This window comes from Pseudomonas sp. 32_A, from assembly GCF_017490905.1.
GTDB classification, from domain to species: Bacteria; Pseudomonadota; Gammaproteobacteria; order Pseudomonadales; family Pseudomonadaceae; genus Aquipseudomonas; species Aquipseudomonas inefficax.
The window spans coordinates 1-17,436 of the sequence record NZ_JAFGYI010000024.1 but is presented as its reverse complement, the minus strand read 5'-3'; the positions used below and the strand labels follow the sequence as shown (position 1 = coordinate 17,436).

Sequence of the window (17,436 nt, the reverse complement as noted above, 5' to 3'; positions counted from 1 at the left end):
TCACTGCTCCATCATCTCCGGGTCCATCACCGGCATTTTAGGCGTGCCTGGTGGTGTCACCTTCAGTAGCACCGCCAGGTGCCCGCCGTCGAGGAAGGTCAGCTGGCCGCCCTTGACGTTGCTGTTGCTCTGCTTGAACTGCTCGCTTTGCAGCACGCTGCCGTTGCCGTCCAGCTGGTTGACCCAGAAGTTGGCCTCGACCGCGATGAAGCGGCCCTCGGCGATGCTGAGGTTGCCTTCGATGGGGAAGTGGCCGAACTGCTCGGCGCCTTCGCCCAGGGCGATGCGGCTGGGCTCGCTGCCCACTTGCTGTTGCCAGGCCTTGTGCAGCAGCACGGTGTAGTCGGCGGTAGCTTCCAGGCGAGTGGCTTCGTCTTCCAGCGCCAGGCGGCGCTCGGCGTCCTTCTCCAGGCGTGGAGCGCCAGCGCTCCAGTCTTCGGGGGCGAACGGGCTGGTGAAGGCGGGCACGCTGTTCTGCCGCACCAGGATCATTTCTACCTGATACAAGCCTTCGGCGAAGGCGGCCGGGGCGAACAGCGCCAGCAGCAGGGTCAGGCAACGGATGGCACGCATGGATCTTCCTTAGGCAGGCTGTGGGGTCAGGCGCTCGAACAGCGCCTCCAGGGTATTGAAGCGTTCGTCGGGGCGTTCCATGGGCACCAGGAAGCGGAACTGGGTGGCGCCTTCGAACTTGTAGCGTTTGGGCTGGCCCTGGATCAGCTTGATCAGGGTCAGCGGGTCGACCGGGGTCTCGGCTTCGAACTCGATCTTGCCGCCGTTGGGGCCGGCGTCGACCTTCTTGATGCCGAGCTTTTCCGCGTGCAGCTTGAGCGAGGTCAGGCGCATCAGGTTCTTGGTCGGCTCGGGCAGCAGGCCGAAGCGGTCGATCATTTCCACCTGCAGGTCCTTGAGGCCTTCTTCGTCGGCGGCCGAGGCAATGCGCTTGTACAGGATCAGCCGCGCATGCACATCGGGCAGGTAGTCCTCGGGGATCAGTGCCGGCAGGCGCAGGTTGATTTCCGGGCCGCCGCCCAGCGGCTGCTCGAGGTTGGGCTGGGTGCCCTTGCGGATCGCCTTGACCGCGCGCTCGAGCATTTCCATGTACAGGGTAAAGCCCACCGCCTGGATCTGCCCGCTCTGGCCTTCGCCCAGCAGCTCGCCGGCGCCGCGAATTTCCAGGTCGTTGGTGGCCAGCACGAAGCCGGCGCCGAGGTCCTGGGTGTTGGCGATCGCCTCCAGGCGTTTTTCGGCGTCGGCGCTGACCTTCTGCCGGGTTGGCGTCAGCAGGTAGGCATAGGCCTGGTGGTGGCTGCGGCCAACCCGGCCGCGCAGCTGGTGCAGCTGGGCCAGGCCGAACTTGTCGGCGCGCTCGATGACGATGGTGTTGGCGCTGGGCACGTCGATGCCGGTTTCGATGATGGTGGAGGCGACCAGCACGTTGAAGCGCTTGTGGTAGAAGTCGCTCATCACCTGTTCCAGCTCGCGCTCGCGCATCTGCCCGTGGCCGATGCCGATGCGTGCCTCGGGCACCAGCTCGGCAAGCTCGGCGGCGCATTTCTCGATGGTTTTCACATCGTTGTGCAGGTAGTACACCTGGCCACCGCGCAGCAACTCACGCAGCAGCGCTTCCTTGACCGTGCTCTTGTTCTGCTCCATGACGAAGGTGCGTACCGACAAACGGCGCGCCGGCGGCGTGGCGATGATAGACAGGTCGCGCATGCCCGCCACTGCCATGTTCAGCGTACGCGGGATCGGCGTGGCGGTGAGGGTGAGGATATCCACCTCGCTGCGCAGGGCCTTGAGCTGTTCCTTCTGGCGCACGCCAAAACGGTGCTCTTCGTCGATGATGGCCAGGCCCAGGTCCTTGAAGCGCACATCGTCCTGCAGCAGCTTGTGGGTGCCGATGAGGATGTCGATCTTGCCTTCGGCCAGCTCGGCGGCGGCGCTGGCCACTTCCTTGGCCGACTTGAAGCGGCTCATCACCTCCACGCGCACCGGCCAGTCGGCGAAGCGGTCGCGGAAGCTGTTGTAGTGCTGTTGGGCGAGCAGGGTGGTGGGCACCAGCACGGCCACCTGGCGGCCGCTGTGCACGGCGATGAACGCCGCGCGCATGGCCACTTCGGTCTTGCCGAAGCCGACGTCGCCACACACCAGGCGGTCCATCGGCTTGGGTGCCAGCATGTCTGCGCGCACGGCTTCGATGGCGGCCTGCTGGTCGGGGGTTTCCTCGAACGGGAAGCCGGCGCTGAAGGTGGCGTAGTCGGCGGATGGGTCGGCAAATGCATAGCCCTTGCGCGCGGCGCGGCGGGCATAGATGTCGAGCAGTTCGGCGGCCACGTCGCGCACCTGTTCGGCAGCTTTGCGCTTGGCCTTCTGCCAGGCCTCCGAGCCCAGCCGGTGCAGTGGTGCCAGGGCGTCGTCGCTGCCGGTGTAGCGGGCGATCAGGTGCAGGTTGGCCACGGGCACGTACAGCTTGGCGCCCTCGGCATATTCCAGGGTGAGGAATTCGGCGGCCTGGCCGTCGATTTCCAGGGTGGCCAGGCCCAGGTAGCGGCCCACGCCATGGTCGATGTGCACCACCGGCGCACCTTCGCGCAGCTCGGTCAGGTTCTTGATCACCGCGTCGTTGGCGGTTTCGCCACGCTTGTCGCGGCGCCGGCGCTGCATGACCCGCTGGCCGAACAGCGGGCTTTCGGCGATCAGGGCCATGGCTGGCTCGTCCAGCAGCAGGCCCTCGTCCAGCGGGGCGATGGTGATTGCCAGGCGCTCGCTGCCGGTGATGAAGTCGGCCCAGCCGTCGACGGTGTGCGGGCGCAGCTTCAGCCGCTCGAGCAGTTCCAGCAGCACTTCGCGGCGGCCCGCCGATTCGGCGGTGAACAACACCCGGCCAGGGAACTGGTCGAGGAAGTTGGCCAGTTCGGCCAGGGGCTGGTTGGCCTTGGCCTCGATTGCCAGGTTGGGCAGGGCGCGCGCCGGGAAGCGCTCGCGGCCCACGCCCGGGTCGAGGTCTTCGGTGCTGACCACTACCCGTGGCCATTGCTTGAGCCGGGCGAAGCAGTCTTCCACTGGCAGGAACAGCTCGGCCGGCGGCAGCAGCGGCCGGCTCAGGTCGCCACGGCGGTCTTCATAACGCCCGCGCACGTCGTTCCAGAAGTGTTCGGCGGCCTGTTCCACACCGGGCAGCGAGAACACCTGGGTGTCGGCCGGCAGGTAGTCGAACAGGGTCGAGGTTTCTTCGAAGAACAGCGGCAGGTAGTACTCGATGCCGGCGGGGATGATGCCGCTGGCCAGGTCCTGGAAGATCGCGCTGCGACGGAAATCGACATCGAAGCGTTCGCGGAAGCGCGCCTTGAAGCGGGTCACTTCCTCTTTCTGCATCGGGAACTCGCGCGCCGGCAGCAGGCGCACCGAATCCACCTTGTCGATCGAACGCTGGGTCTCGGGGTCGAAGGTGCGCAGCGTCTCTATCTCGTCATCGAACAGGTCGATGCGGTAGGGCAGCTTGCTGCCCATCGGGAACAGGTCGATCAACGCGCCGCGCACGGCGAACTCGCCATGCTCGTAGACAGTGTCGACGCAGCGATAGCCACTGGCCTCCAGGCGCAGGCGCATCTGCTCCACATCGATGGTCTGGCCCACGTCCAGCACCAGGCTGCTGCCTAGCAGGAAGCGGGTCGGCGCCAGGCGGTGCAGGGCGGTGGTGACCGGCACCACGAGGATGCCGTGGCTCAGCTCCGGCAGGCGGTAGAGGCTGGCGATGCGCTGGGAAATGATGTCCTGGTGCGGCGAGAACAGGTCGTAGGGCAGGGTTTCCCAATCGGGGAACGGCAGCACCGGCAGGTCCGGGGCAAAGAAGCGAAGTTCCTGTTCCAGACGATCGGCAGCCTGGCTGTCGGCAGTCAGCAGCAAAGTGAAGCGGCCCGCGCTGCTGGCGGCCTCGGCGATGGCCAGGCTGAGGGCGGCACCAGGTAGATTGCCCCAGGTTTGTTTGCCGGCCGTGGCCGACATTTGCGGTAGGCGCAGAACTGACACGGGAGATTGCACTCCAAGCGTTGCGGCAAAGAGATCGATTGTACCGGTGACGGTGCCGGCTGTCAGGCTCGAAAGGGCGTGTTCGCTGGCTTGCGTTACCGCGACAGGCGCTCATTGCCCGTAACGCGTTGGGGCGTCATAATGTAGCCCCTTTTTTCTGTCCCTACATGTGGAAGGTTCCCGTGACTCAGAAGCCCGACCAGTGTCTTGGTGAGTGGATCGATCGTGAAGCCCTGGCTGAAGCGATGATCCCGCTTATCGGTCAGCTCTACCGCAACAACAACGTGGTGAGCTCGATTTATGGCCGTAGCCTGATCAACCGTTCGGTTATCTCGATCCTCAAGGCGCACCGCTTTGCGCGTCATCGTCAAGCCGACGAAACCGAACTGTCCGTCCACGAGACATTCCCCCTGCTCAAGGCCATGAGCGAGCTGAAACTGGGCGCCGCTTCGGTCGACCTGGGCAAGCTGGCCAACAAGTTCAAGCAGGAAGGCAATGGCCGCACTGCCGAGCAGTTCGTCCGTGAAGAACTGGCCGAGGTGGTTGGCCAGCAGAACGCTTCGGCGCGCAAGGGCACCGACGTTGTCCTGTACGGCTTCGGCCGCATCGGCCGCCTGCTGGCACGCATCCTGATCGAGAAGACCGGTGGCGGCGACGGCCTGCGCCTGCGCGCCATCGTCGTGCGCAAGGGCGCCGAGAACGACCTGGTCAAGCGTGCCAGCCTGCTGCGCCGTGACTCGGTGCACGGCCCGTTCGATGGCACCATCACCATCGACGAAGCCAACAACACCATCACCGCCAACGGCAACCTGATCCAGGTTATCTACGCCAAGAGCCCGAGCGAAGTCGACTACACCCAGTACGGCATCGACAACGCGCTGATCGTCGACAACACCGGCGTATGGCGTGATGCCGACGGCCTGGGCCAGCACCTGGCCTGCCCGGGCGCTGCCCGCGTGATCCTCACCGCACCTGGCAAGGGCGCGCTGAAAAACATCGTGCACGGCATCAACCACGGTGACATCACTGCCGATGACAAGATCATCTCGGCCGCTTCCTGCACCACCAACGCCATCGTGCCGGTGCTCAAGGCCATCAACGACCAGTACGGCATCGTCAACGGCCACGTCGAAACCGTTCACTCGTTCACCAACGACCAGAACCTGATCGACAACTTCCACAAGGGCAGCCGCCGTGGCCGTGCCGCGCCGCTGAACATGGTCATCACCGAAACCGGCGCCGCCACTGCTGCCGCCAAGGCACTGCCAGTGCTGAAAGGCAAGCTGACCGGCAACGCCATTCGCGTACCGACGCCGAACGTTTCGATGGCCATCCTCAACCTGAACCTCGAGAAGGCCACCAGCCGCGAAGAGATCAACGAGTACCTGCGCCAGACCGCCATGCACTCGGAACTGCACAAGCAGATCGATTACGTCAGCTCGCAGGAAGTGGTTTCGACCGACTTCGTGGGCTCGCGCCACGCCGGTGTGGTTGATGCCGAAGCGACCATCGCCAACGACAACCGTGTTGTTCTGTACGTCTGGTACGACAACGAATTCGGTTACAGCTGCCAGGTGGTTCGTGTGATGGAAGAGATGGCCGGTGTGAACCCGCCAGCGTTTCCACGCTGATACGCTTGTAAGGCAATGAAAAAACGGGAACCTTCGGGTTCCCGTTTTTTTATCCGGAATTTTTGTTGCCTGTGCCGGCTTCTTCGCGGGTAAACCCGCTCCCACAGGGCCGCAGCGTCCGTGAGGGCAGTGGTATACCTGTGGGAGCGGGTTTACCCGCGAAGAGGCCGGCACAGGCAACCGAGAAGTCAAACCTTGCGCACAGTCTTGATGCTCATCCTCATGCTCCTGACCGCCTGCAACCAGGGCCCCACCCTGGAGCGCCTGGGCGGCCCGACCATGGGCAGCAGCTACAGCATCCAGTATGTGCGCGAACCCGGCGGCCCGGCGCCGGTCCAGGTGCAGGCGGCGGTCGAAACCATCCTGCACGACATCGATCAGCACTACTCGACCTACCGCGGCGACTCCACCGTCAGCCAGTTCAACCAGTTGCCCGCCGACCAGTGCCTGGTCTTGCCGCCCGACATGCTCGAACTGGTCAGCCTTGGTCAGCACCTGGCCGAGCAGAGCAAGGGCGCCTTCGACCTCACCGTCGAACCCTTGCTCGACCTGTGGGGCTTCGGCCCCCAGGCCCGTCACGAGCAGGTGCCCGAGCCGTCGGCCCTGGCCCAGGTGCGCCAGCGCGTGGGCTACCGGCATTTGCACATCGACGGCCAGGCCCTGTGCAAGGATGCCCCGGTGCAGCTCGACTTCAACAGCATCGCCGCCGGCCATGCCGTCGACCTGATCGCCGCGCGCCTGCAGGCCATGGGCGTGGCCAGCTTTGTTGCCGAAGCCACCGGCGAGCTCAAGGCCGCTGGCCGCAAACCCGATGGCAGCCCCTGGCGCATCGCCCTGGAGCTGCCCCGTGAAGATCGCCAGATAGCCCGCCAGATCATCCCGGTCAATGGCCTTTCAGTATCAACCTCGGGTGACTATCGGCACTATTTCGAGGAGAATGGCCGGCGCTATTCGCACACCTTCGATGCCCGCCTTGGGCGCCCGGTGCAGCACGACCTGGCCGCGGTCACCGTGCTCGATGCCTCGGCGCTGCACGCTGACGGCTATTCGACGCTGTTGTTGATCCTCGGCCCGGAACGTGGCTGGGATTTTGCCGTGGCGCATGGCCTGGCCGCGGTATTGGTGACTCGGGCCGAGGGTGGTTTCGTCTCCCGAGCTACGCCCGCATTCGAACGGGCAGTGAAAGGCGAATGAAAGCACAAGCAGGGATGATCGCCGCCAGGGAATGGTTCACACATGTAGTGCGGGCAAAATTGGCCTACGACGCGACCAAGGGTTAATGTGCGCGGCGTTCACGCTTGATTAGACTGCACCCGAATTTTCTCATGACGCCCCGGCGGCATGATCGCGCCCCGCGAGCGACCGTGGCTTGCGGGCCAGTTCTGAAGGAGTACGCATGGCTGTCTACAACTACGACGTAGTGGTGCTGGGTTCCGGCCCGGCCGGAGAAGGTGCGGCAATGAACGCCGCCAAAGCAGGGCGCAAGGTGGCGATGGTCGATAGCCGTCGCCAGGTCGGGGGCAACTGCACCCACCTGGGCACCATCCCGTCCAAGGCACTGCGTCACTCGGTGCGGCAGATCATGCAGTTCAACACCAACCCGATGTTCCGTGCCATCGGTGAGCCGCGCTGGTTCTCGTTCCCGGACGTGCTGAAAAGCGCCGAAAGGGTCATCGCCAAGCAGGTAGCGTCGCGCACCGGCTACTACGCACGTAACCGCGTGGATGTGTTCTTCGGCACCGGCAGCTTCGCCGACGAGCAGACCGTCGAAGTGGTCTGCCCCAATGGTGTGGTGGAAAAGCTCAACGCCAAGCACATCATCATTGCCACCGGCTCGCGCCCGTACCGCCCGGCCGACATCGACTTCCACCACCCGCGCGTCTACGACAGCGACACCATCCTCAGCCTCAGCCATACCCCGCGCAAGCTGATCGTGTACGGTGCCGGCGTGATCGGTTGCGAATACGCCTCGATCTTCAGTGGCCTGGGTGTATTGGTAGAGCTGGTGGACAACCGTGGCCAGTTGCTGAGCTTCCTGGACTCGGAAATTTCCCAGGCGCTGAGCTACCACTTCAGTAACAACAACATCACCGTGCGCCACAACGAAGAGTATGAGCGCGTCGAAGGCCTGGACAATGGGGTGATCCTGCACCTGAAGTCGGGCAAGAAAATCAAGGCCGACGCCTTGCTGTGGTGCAACGGCCGTACCGGCAACACCGACAAGCTGGGCCTGGAAAACATTGGCATCAAGGTCAACAGCCGTGGCCAGATCGAGGTCGACGAGGCCTACCGCACCAGCGTGCCGAACATCTACGGTGCCGGCGACGTGATTGGCTGGCCGAGCCTGGCCAGTGCCGCCCATGACCAGGGCCGCTCTGCCGCTGGCAGCATCGTGGATAATGGCAGCTGGCGCTTCGTCAATGATGTGCCGACCGGCATCTACACCATTCCGGAGATCAGCTCGATCGGCAAGAACGAGCAGGAACTGACCCAGGCCAAGGTGCCGTACGAAGTGGGCAAGGCCTTCTTCAAGAGCATGGCCCGTGCACAGATCGCAGGTGAGCCGCAAGGCATGCTGAAGATCCTGTTCCACCGCGAAACACTGGAGGTGCTGGGCGTGCACTGCTTCGGCTACCAGGCTTCGGAAATCGTCCACATCGGCCAGGCGGTGATGAACCAGCCGGGCGAGCTGAACAACCTGAAGTACTTCGTCAACACCACGTTCAACTACCCGACCATGGCCGAAGCCTATCGGGTAGCGGCCTATGACGGCCTGAACCGGCTTTTTTGAGCGGCTCCGACCGGTGGCCTGAGCCGGTCGGAGAGACCGATTTCAACCCTGCCCGAGGGTGGTCCTGGCCAAACCGGGAAAGTCTGTAATCAGGCTGTCCACGCCAAAATCAGCGAGCCGGCGCATCAGTGCCGGTTCGTTGACCGTCCACACCGACACGTGCAAACCCTGGTCCTGGGCTTTCAACAGGCGCTCGGGGGTGCACAGTGTCCAGTTCAATGCCAGCAGATCGCAGCCGTAGTTCTGTGCCACTTTCAGCGGGTCGAGCCAGGCGTACTCGGCAACCAGCCCGCGCTTGACGTCCGGCACCAGTTCCAGGGCAGCACCCAGCACTTCGCGTGAGCTGGAGGTGATGGTCACCTTGTCCAGCAGGCCGTACTGCTGGGCCAGTTCGCGTATCGCCAGCACGGTGGTGGCGGCTCGGGTGCGCGAGGCGCTTTTCACCTCCAGTTGCCAGTGCTCGAACGGGCATTTCTCGAACAGTTCCTCCAGTTTCGGGATCGGGCAGGGCTGGACGTGGCCCGGGCCGCCTTTGCGGGCATCGATCCTGACCAGTTCGGCGGCCGGGTGCTCGACCACCTTGCCGCGTTTGCCGGTGGTGCGCTTGAGGGTTGGGTCGTGGATCACCATCAGCTCGTTGTCGGCCGACAGGTGCAGGTCCAGCTCGCAGCGGGTCACGCCATGGGCGAGGCACTGCTGGAAGCTCTTCAGGGTATTCTCGGGCGCTTCGCCCTTGGCGCCGCGGTGGCCGTAGATCAGGGTCACGTTCGTTCCTTCAAATCAGAGAAAAATGGGCTCAGGAGGCGGGGTCGTTCTGTTCCAGCTGCTGGCGCCGTTGCTGCTGCTGGCGCTGCAGGATGTAGCGGGCCAGCAATTGCCGTTGGGCGTCGGTCATGTCGATGAATTCGGTGCCGACCTCGAAGCCGCCTTGCGGGCGCGGGTCGCAATGGGTGACCTTGCCGCGCAGCAGCAGGCCATGGGCGCGCGGCATCAGCACCATCTTCACCTTCACCCGGGTGCCGGGGGCAACCGCTGTGGCTTGCGCGAACTCGATGCCGCCTTCGGAGATGATCACCGGCTGGGGCTGGCCAATTTCGCCGATCAGGGTCTGGGCAACCACCGCGCTGAGCAGGTCGAGGCGCTTGTTCTGCGCGCGCAGGAAGGCGGCGAGGGTGCGGTCCTTTTCGCTCAGTTGGCGCAGCAGGTGCTGCGACTCGAAGTCGGACAGGTGCAGTTCGCTGAGCAGGTTGAACAATGGCGAATCATCTTGCAACACATCTGGGTCAAGGGCTTCGGCCGCACTGAGGGGGCTGATTTGAAGTGCGATCCGATCTTCGATGCGGTAGTATTCGCGGCGATCTTCTTCGTCTAATGTCGTCATGGCGAACCCAAGGTAGCGGCGGTGGTCCGAGTGTAAAGCCGCCGTAGGCGCCTCGCCACAAGGACGTTCCCTTTCATCCGAACAAGCCCCGACATGTTCAGACCTCTTTTCGCATTCATCGGCACGCGTTATACCCGTGCCAAACGTCGCAATCACTTCGTCTCGTTCATTTCCCTGACCTCGATGATCGGCCTCGCCCTGGGCGTGGTGGTGATGATCGTGGTGCTCTCGGTGATGAACGGTTTCGACCACGAGATGCGTACCCGCGTGTTGGGCATGATCCCCCATGCCACGCTGGAGAGCGGCCAGCCCATTGCCGACTGGCCGGCCCTTGCCCAACAAGTAAAGCAGAATCCGCAGGTGCTGGCGGTTGCGCCCTTCACCCAGATGCAGGGCCTGCTGACCCATGAAGGCAAGGTGCAGAAGGTGCTGCTCAACGGCATCGACCCGGCCCGCGAACGCGAAGTGTCGATCATCGACAGGTTCGTCCTGCAAGGCCGCCTCGACCAGCTGGCGCCGGGCGAGTGGGGCATCATGATCGGCGACAAGGCCGCGGCCAAGCTGGGCGTGGGCATCGGCGACAAGCTCACCTTCGTCGCCCCCGAGGTCAGTGTGACCCCGGCCGGCATGTTCCCGCGCATGAAGCGTTTCACTGTAGTCGGCACCTTCCACGTGGGCGCGGGCGAGATCGACGGCTACCTGGGGCTGACCAACATCAGCGACCTCTCCCGCCTGCACCGCTGGAAGCCCGACCAGGTCCAGGGCCTGCGCCTGAAGTTCGACGACCTGTTCCAGGCGCCGCGGGTGGCCTGGGACATCGCCCAGCACCTGGGTGACCAGGAGTTCTACAGCCGTGACTGGACCCGCACCCACGGCAACCTGTACCAGGCGATCCGCATGGAAAAGGCCATGATCGGCCTGCTGTTGTTGCTGATCGTGGCGGTGGCGGCGTTCAACATCATTTCCACCCTGGTGATGGTGGTCAACGACAAGCGTGGCGACATTGCCATCCTGCGTACCCTGGGCGCCACACCCGGGCAGATCATGCTCATCTTCATGGTCCAGGGCACGGTGATCGGGGTGATCGGTACCTTGATCGGCGCCGTGGTCGGGATCGTCGCCGCGCTGAACGTGAGTGCGGTGATCGCCGGCATCGAGAAACTGATCGGGCACAAGTTCCTCAACGCCGATGTGTACTTCATCGATTACCTGCCGTCGCAGATCCAGGCCCAGGACGTGTACATGGTCTGTGGTGCAGCGCTGGTCCTGAGTTTCTTCGCCACCCTGTACCCGGCCTGGCGTGCGGCCCGCACCCAGCCTGCAGAGGCGCTACGTTATGAGTGAGTCGCGCATGAGTGATAAAGCCGTTCTGAGTTGCCGCAACCTGGGCAAGTCCTACGACGAGGGCCCGGAGTCGGTGCAGGTGCTGTCCGGCCTCAACCTCGAGCTACACGCCGGTGAGCGGGTAGCCATCGTGGGTAGCTCCGGTTCGGGCAAAAGTACCTTGCTCAACCTGCTGGGCGGCCTCGACCGGCCGACCCAGGGCAGCGTCTGGCTGGCCGGCGAGGAGCTGTCGGCACTGGGCGAGCGTGCCCGTGGCCTGCTGCGCAACCGCGAGCTGGGCTTTGTCTACCAGTTCCACCACCTGCTGCCGGAATTCACTGCCATCGAGAACGTGTGCATGCCGTTGCTGATCGGCCGCACAGCCATCCCCGAGGCCCGCGAGCGTGCCGAGGCGCTGCTCAAGCGCGTGGGCCTGGCCCACCGCTTCAACCACAAGCCGGCCGAGCTGTCCGGTGGTGAGCGCCAGCGGGTGGCGATTGCCCGGGCACTGGTCAATCGCCCCGGCCTGGTAATGCTCGACGAGCCGACCGGCAACCTCGACCACCACACCGCCCAGGGCATCCAGGAGTTGATGCAGGAACTGTCCAGCGCGTCGCGCACGGCGTTTCTGGTGGTCACCCACGACCTCAACCTGGCACGCCAGATGGACCGTGTATTGAAGCTCGACGACGGCCACCTGGTGGCGATCTGATCGACTGCACGGGGCGGCCGGTGCCGCCCCGTTTTCCTGTTTTCATTGGGTGATTTCGTACATGTTCAGACCCTTGCCCATATTCATCGGCGCGCGCTACACCCGAGCCAAGCGCCGCAACCACTTCATCTCGTTCATCTCGATGACCTCGATGATCGGCCTGTCGCTGGGCGTGCTGGCGATGATCGTGGTGCTCTCGGTGATGAACGGCTTCCAGCGCGAAATGAGTTCGCGCATTCTCGGCCTGGTGCCGCATGCCGCCATCCTCGGCGTGCAGCCGCTGGACGACTGGCACAAGGTGGCCGAAGCGGCCATGCGCGACCCGGCGGTGATGGCGGCGGCGCCGATTACCGAAATGGAAGGCATGCTGTCGTTCAAGGGTGCGATGCAGCCGATCCAGGTGGGCGGTATCGACCCGGCCGAAGAGGGCAAGGTTTCGATCGTCGGCCAGCATATCGTCCAGGGCCGGCTGCAGGACCTGCAGCCGGGTGAGTTCGGTGTGGTCATCGGTGAGCTGACTGCGCGGCGCTTCCGCCTGAATACCGGCGACAAACTGACCCTGATCGTGCCGGAAATCAGCAAGGAGCCTGGCGGCATCACCCCGCGCATGCAGCGCCTGACCGTGGTCGGCATTTTCAAGGTCGGCGCCGAGCTGGACGGCTCGCAGGCTTACATTCATGTCGCCGATGCCGGCGCCATGCAGCGCTGGGCGCCGGGCCAGGTGCAGGGCGTTCGCCTGAAACTGCACGACCTGTATGCCGCGCCGCAGGTGTCCAAGGCCATCGCTGCCGGGCTGGGCGATGCCTACCGCGCCGATGACTGGTCGCATACCCAGGGCAGCCTGTTCAGCGCCATGAAGATGGAAAAGACCATGATCGGCCTGCTGTTGCTGATGATCATCGCGGTGGCGGCGTTCAACATCATCGCCACCCTGGTAATGGTGGTGAACGACAAGGGGCCGGACATCGCCATCCTGCGCACCCTGGGCGCCACGCCGGCGCAGATCATGGGCACGTTCATGGTCCAGGGCAGCCTGATCGGCATTGTCGGGACGCTGATTGGTGGTGTGCTGGGGGTGATTGCGGCGTTCAACGTCAGCCAGATCGTCGGTTGGCTGGAGCGGGTGAGCGGGCAGCACATCTTTACTTCGGATGTGTACTTCGTCAGCAGCCTGCCGTCGCAGTTGCAGTGGGGGGATGTAGCGCTCATCTGCACTGCCGGGTTGGTGATGAGCTTCCTGGCGACCATTTACCCGGCTTATCGGGCATCGCAGGTGCAGCCGGCGATTGGCCTGGCAGTTTGAGTAACTGTTGAGGGCCTCATCGCCGGCAAGCCAGCTCCCACAAGTACAGCGCATGCCTTGGGCTTGATGCGATCCTGTGGGAGCGGGTTTACCCGCGAAGAATCCAGCACGGTGCATGGCACCGGCTTAGCCGGTGTTCGCGGGTGAACCCGCTCCCACAGGGATCGTGCCAGCCCCGATGTCACTGGTCTTCAGTGAAATCGATCACGAATCGCGTCCATCCGTCCGCACACTCCGCCCTGATGTGTCCGCCATGGGCCTGCACGATCGACCGGGTAATCGCCAACCCCAACCCGGCATGCTCACTACTGCCTTCCCGCCGCGCCGGGTCCACTCGGTAGAAACGATCGAACAGCCGCGGTAGCACCGTCGGCTCGATAGCTGCCCCGGTATTGGCCACGCCAATCCTCGGCCCTGACCCCAAGGTCACCCGTATCTGCCCTCCCGCCGGGGTAAAGCGCAAGGCATTGTCCAGCAAGTTGGACAGCGCCCGGCGCAGCATATGCCGGTCGCCCTGCAGCAGCGCTTCACCCTCGCGCAGCATCTGCACGCCGCTGTCTTCTGCCAGCGGCGCGTAGTACTCCAGCAGCGCATCCACCTCATCATGCAGCACCAGCGGTGCTTGCCCCGGTACCAGCAGGCCATGGTCGGCCTTGGCCAGGAACAGCATGTCGTTGATCATCTGCGCCATCCATTGCAGCTCTTCGAGGTTGCCGTGCAGGGCTTCGCGGTATTCCTCCAGGCTGCGTGGGCGGGTGAGGGTGACCTGGGTGTGGGTCAGCAGATTGGACAGCGGCGTGCGCAGTTCGTGGGCGATGTCGGCAGAGAATGCCGACAGGCGCTGGAAGGCATCGTCCAGGCGCTGCAGCATGGCGTTCATCGCGGTCGCCAGCTCGGCCAGCTCCTCGGGCATCTGTGCCACCGGCAGGCGGGTGGTGAGCGAGCGCGCCGATACGCTGGCCGCCACCTGGCCCATCTGCCGCAACGGGCGCAGCCCGCGGCGTGCGGCCCAGGCGCCGAGCAGCGCCGTGGCCAGCGCCGACAGGCCTACCGTCAGCCAGATCAGCCGTTGCATGCCCTGCAGGAAGTGCTGGTGGTGGGTGATGTCGAGGTACAGGGTCAGTTGTGGCGACTGCGGGGCGCCTTGCGCCAAATGCACGGCCAGGCTGCGGTAGTCGGTGCCTTGGGCATGCAGGGTGGCCAACCCGTCGGGCAGTGGCGCCGGGGGCAGGCCTGTGCGGCTTTCGAACCAGGTGGCGCCGTCGCTGCCGTTGATGCGCAGGGCCAGGTCGGCCTGGTGGCCCAGTTCATCGCGCAAGGCGGGCAGGCGCGCCTGCAGCTCGGCTGGGGTGGTGATGCCGGCCAGTTGGGTGCGGAACAGCGACAGGCGAGAGTCCAGCAGCTGTTGGTCCAGTTCGACGAAGTGCTGTTCGCTGGCCCGGCTGAATATCAGGCCGGCGCCGAGCGAGACAGCGGCAGTGCAGGCGGCGAACAGCAGGGCCAGGCGGCTGCCGAGTGAGACCCGGCGCATCACTCCGTGCGCTCTTCGAGTACATAGCCCATGCCGCGTACGGTATGGATCAGCTTGTTGGGGTGCGGGTCGTCGATCTTCAGGCGCAGGCGGCGGATCGCCACCTCGATCACATTGGTGTCACTGTCGAAGTTCATGTCCCACACCTGCGAGGCGATCAGCGATTTGGGCAGCACCTCGCCCTGGCGGCGCAGCAGCAGTTCAAGCAGGGCGAACTCCTTGGCGGTCAGGTCGATGCGCTGGCCGGCGCGTTCGGCGCGGCGGCGGATCAGGTCCAGGCGCAGGTCGGCCAGGCCCAGGGTGGTGTCCTGGCTGGGGCTGGCGCCTCGGCGCAGCAGGCTGCGCACCCGCGCCAGCAGTTCGGAGAAGGCGAATGGCTTGACCAGGTAATCATCGGCGCCCAACTCCAGGCCGTGCACCCGGTCTTCCACGGCATCGCGGGCGGTGAGGAACAGCACCGGGGTGTCCAGGCCTGCCTGGCGCACGGCCTGGAGGATCTGCCAGCCGTCACGGCCGGGCAACATCACGTCGAGAATGAGCAGGTCGTGGTCGCCGGTCAGGGCGAGGAACTGGCCGGTCTCGCCGTCGGTTGCCAGTTCGGTGGCGAAGCCAGCCTCGTTCAGGCCCTGGCTCAGGTACTGGCCGGTGCGGGCCTGGTCTTCGACGATCAGCAGTTTCATTGGGTGAATTGACTCCAGCAAACGGCACAAAACCCTGTGGGAGCGGGTTTACCCGCGAAGAATTCAACACGGTGCATGGCACCGGCTTTGCCGGTGTTCGCGGGTGAACCCGCTCCCACAGGGATTGGATGATGCTGAGATGATACGTGACGATGCACTCGCTCGCCGCAACCTGACGAAGATGTAATCCCGCTGACTTGCGCTCCAAGGCGAGGTGCAAAACCGGTAGACTAGGGGCAATTTCGAACCTTCAGGTCAGTTTCCATGCATCCCGCTGCCGAACATTCCCCGCTGGGCAAGTCCAGCGAATACATTGCCACCTATTCCCCGGAGCTGCTGTTCCCGATTCCGCGTACCGCCAAATGGGCCGAGCTGGGCGTCACCGCCCAGACTTTGCCGTGGCAGGGTGTGGATTACTGGAACTGCTTCGAGCTGAGCTGGCTGTTGCCGTCGGGCAAGCCGGTGGTGGCGATCGGTGAGTTCGCCATCCCCGCCGACTCGCCGAACATCATCGAGTCCAAGTCGTTCAAGTTGTACCTGAACTCGTTGAACCAGACGGTGTTCACCTCGCTTGGCGAACTGCAGGCGTGCCTGGAGAAAGACCTGTCCGCCGCTGCCGGCAAGCCGGTTGCCGTGAAGGTGCGCACCCTGGCCGAGGTCGAGGCCCAGGGCGTGGTGGCCTTGCCGGGGCAGTGCATCGATGCGCTGGACGTTGCCATCAGCAATTACGAACAACCACAGCCGGAGCTGCTGCGCTGCAACCCGGAGCAGCAGGTGGAAGAAACCCTGCACAGCCACCTGCTGAAGTCCAACTGCCCGGTCACCGGCCAGCCGGACTGGGGCAGTGTGGTGGTCGAGTACAAGGGCAGGGCGCTGGACCATGCCAGCCTGCTGACCTACCTGATCAGCTTCCGCCAGCATGCCGACTTCCACGAGCAGTGTGTGGAGCGGATTTACCTGGACCTGAAGAACCTGTTGCAGCCGGAGCATTTGACGGTGTACGCGCGCTATGTGCGCCGGGGTGGGCTGGATATCAACCCGTACCGCAGCACCGGGGCGATCAGCCCGGATAACAAGCGCCTGGTTCGGCAGTAAGGTTAAAGCGGGGCCCTGTGGCAGCGGGTTCACCCCGCGAATTCGTCGGTGGCATCACCACGGCATTCGCGGGTGAACCCGCTCCCACAGAGGGCCTTGGGCAGCTTAGATCCCCATGCTGTGCAGCGAGTTGGCAATGCTGCGCAGGGTGGCGGTAAGGTCGGGGTGGTCGGCCTCGAAGCGTTCGATCGCCAGGTTCACGCCGTCCACCAGGTTATTGTCTGGCGTGGCTTCCTCAAGTTTGAGTTGCGCCTCGATCTGGCGCGCTTCTTCGTGCAGCGCGGCCAGCTCCTCGTCCGAAAGCGGCACGTTGCGGTCCAGTTGCTCGCGCAAGCTGTTCAGGCGCTCTTGCAATTCGCGGGCAGGCATTGGCATTTCTCCATCAATGGCTTGGCAAGCCATGGACCTCAGCGAAGCGGCAAAGGTTCTGGCCTGTCTTCAGCGTAATCCACCTGCCGTTGCTTTGCATGATCCGCATCAATGATGCTGTATCAGGGTTTTTCGCCTTTGCGCCGGCGCTGCGCGATGTCTTGCAGGCAGGTATCAAGCGCTTCCAGATGGTCGATCACCGAGTGCACACCCAGGCCGAACAGCTCCAGCGTTGCCTTGCCGCGGGCCAGGTCCCGCTCTTGCGGGGTCATGGCTTGCCATTGCTGCGAGCTGCGGTCGCAAAAGGGACTGCAGGCGGCCAGCCCCACCGTCCACAGGCCCGCGTTCAGGCCAGACTGCAACAGGCGTGGGTCGCCGCTGACCAGCACGCAGCCGTCCAGGCGTTCGCTGTCCAGCGTCATCAGGGCCTGCCAGCAGGCGTTCGGCGCCGGCCAGCGCACGCCGTTCACCGAATGCCCCGGCAGCCAGGCGGGCAGTACATGGGCCAGGCGCTTGCTTTGGGTGGCGTCCAGGTCGTCCAGCCAGATGCATGGCACCTGGCGCTGGCGCAGGCCGGCGAGGGTGGCC

At 64.4% G+C, this 17,436-nt stretch carries 15 protein-coding genes; 7 read left to right on the top strand and 8 right to left on the bottom strand.

Annotated features, from left to right (window positions below; all coding sequences use genetic code 11):
* Window positions 1-573: a CsiV family protein gene (locus J5M58_RS15830; RefSeq protein WP_039614135.1), complete on the bottom strand. Its 573-nt coding sequence runs from the start codon at window positions 571-573 to the stop codon at window positions 1-3.
* Between the two features lie 9 nt (window positions 574-582).
* Window positions 583-4,032, bottom strand: a complete 3,450-nt coding sequence (gene mfd / locus J5M58_RS15825) for a transcription-repair coupling factor (protein WP_112252143.1) — start codon at window positions 4,030-4,032, stop codon at window positions 583-585.
* 167 nt (window positions 4,033-4,199) lie between these two features.
* On the opposite strand from mfd, the gene J5M58_RS15820 reads away from it, so the two are divergent.
* The 3 genes from J5M58_RS15820 to sthA all read left to right on the top strand — a co-directional run bounded on the left by J5M58_RS15820 (window position 4,200) and on the right by sthA (window position 8,454).
* On the top strand, window positions 4,200-5,663 hold the full coding sequence (locus J5M58_RS15820; protein WP_207878699.1) for a glyceraldehyde-3-phosphate dehydrogenase: 1,464 nt from the start codon (window positions 4,200-4,202) through the stop codon (window positions 5,661-5,663).
* Window positions 5,664-5,858: 195 nt separating this feature from the next.
* Window positions 5,859-6,857: an FAD:protein FMN transferase gene (locus J5M58_RS15815; RefSeq protein WP_112252145.1), complete on the top strand. Its 999-nt coding sequence runs from the start codon at window positions 5,859-5,861 to the stop codon at window positions 6,855-6,857.
* Window positions 6,858-7,059: 202 nt separating this feature from the next.
* On the top strand, window positions 7,060-8,454 hold the full coding sequence (gene sthA, locus J5M58_RS15810) for a Si-specific NAD(P)(+) transhydrogenase (RefSeq protein ID WP_112252146.1): 1,395 nt from the start codon (window positions 7,060-7,062) through the stop codon (window positions 8,452-8,454).
* A 42-nt stretch (window positions 8,455-8,496) separates the two neighbouring features.
* Here the strand turns inward: sthA and J5M58_RS15805 are convergent, their stop codons facing one another.
* Together J5M58_RS15805 and J5M58_RS15800 are read right to left on the bottom strand one after the other, a co-directional pair.
* The gene (locus J5M58_RS15805; RefSeq protein WP_207878697.1) at window positions 8,497-9,219 is read right to left on the bottom strand and encodes a glycerophosphodiester phosphodiesterase; all 723 of its coding nucleotides are present in this window, start codon (window positions 9,217-9,219) and stop codon (window positions 8,497-8,499) included.
* Window positions 9,220-9,250: 31 nt separating this feature from the next.
* Window positions 9,251-9,835, bottom strand: a complete 585-nt coding sequence (locus tag J5M58_RS15800) for a PilZ domain-containing protein (RefSeq protein WP_207878695.1) — start codon at window positions 9,833-9,835, stop codon at window positions 9,251-9,253.
* A 93-nt stretch (window positions 9,836-9,928) separates the two neighbouring features.
* On the opposite strand from J5M58_RS15800, the gene J5M58_RS15795 reads away from it, so the two are divergent.
* From J5M58_RS15795 to J5M58_RS15785, 3 genes are all read left to right on the top strand, one after another.
* Window positions 9,929-11,179 (top strand): lipoprotein-releasing ABC transporter permease subunit, encoded by a 1,251-nt coding sequence (locus J5M58_RS15795; protein WP_207878693.1) that lies wholly within the window; start codon window positions 9,929-9,931, stop codon window positions 11,177-11,179.
* A gap of 7 nt (window positions 11,180-11,186) precedes the next feature.
* A complete protein-coding gene (gene lolD, locus J5M58_RS15790; RefSeq protein WP_181457338.1) occupies window positions 11,187-11,870 on the top strand; it encodes a lipoprotein-releasing ABC transporter ATP-binding protein LolD in 684 nt (227 codons plus the stop codon).
* 61 nt (window positions 11,871-11,931) lie between these two features.
* The gene (locus tag J5M58_RS15785) at window positions 11,932-13,173 is read left to right on the top strand and encodes a lipoprotein-releasing ABC transporter permease subunit (protein WP_207878691.1); all 1,242 of its coding nucleotides are present in this window, start codon (window positions 11,932-11,934) and stop codon (window positions 13,171-13,173) included.
* 181 nt (window positions 13,174-13,354) lie between these two features.
* Here the strand turns inward: J5M58_RS15785 and J5M58_RS15780 are convergent, their stop codons facing one another.
* Window positions 13,355-14,707, bottom strand: coding sequence for a heavy metal sensor histidine kinase (locus J5M58_RS15780; RefSeq protein WP_207878689.1), 1,353 nt, complete (start codon window positions 14,705-14,707; stop codon window positions 13,355-13,357).
* Window positions 14,704-15,384, bottom strand: a complete 681-nt coding sequence (gene cinR, locus J5M58_RS15775) for a two-component system response regulator CinR (RefSeq protein ID WP_112252152.1) — start codon at window positions 15,382-15,384, stop codon at window positions 14,704-14,706. The genes J5M58_RS15780 and cinR overlap by 4 nt, the downstream gene beginning before the upstream one ends.
* 264 nt (window positions 15,385-15,648) lie before the next feature.
* Here cinR and queF point away from each other — a divergent pair, with 264 nt between their 5' ends.
* Window positions 15,649-16,479, top strand: coding sequence for an NADPH-dependent 7-cyano-7-deazaguanine reductase QueF (queF, locus tag J5M58_RS15770; RefSeq protein WP_112252153.1), 831 nt, complete (start codon window positions 15,649-15,651; stop codon window positions 16,477-16,479).
* Window positions 16,480-16,584: 105 nt separating this feature from the next.
* On the opposite strand, the gene J5M58_RS15765 is transcribed toward queF, so the two are convergent.
* A complete protein-coding gene (locus J5M58_RS15765) occupies window positions 16,585-16,848 on the bottom strand; it encodes a DUF4404 family protein (protein ID WP_004376395.1) in 264 nt (87 codons plus the stop codon).
* A gap of 122 nt (window positions 16,849-16,970) precedes the next feature.
* The coding region (locus J5M58_RS15760; RefSeq protein WP_207878687.1) for a phosphonoacetaldehyde phosphonohydrolase-related protein at window positions 16,971-17,436 on the bottom strand (466 nt) is incomplete at its 5' end.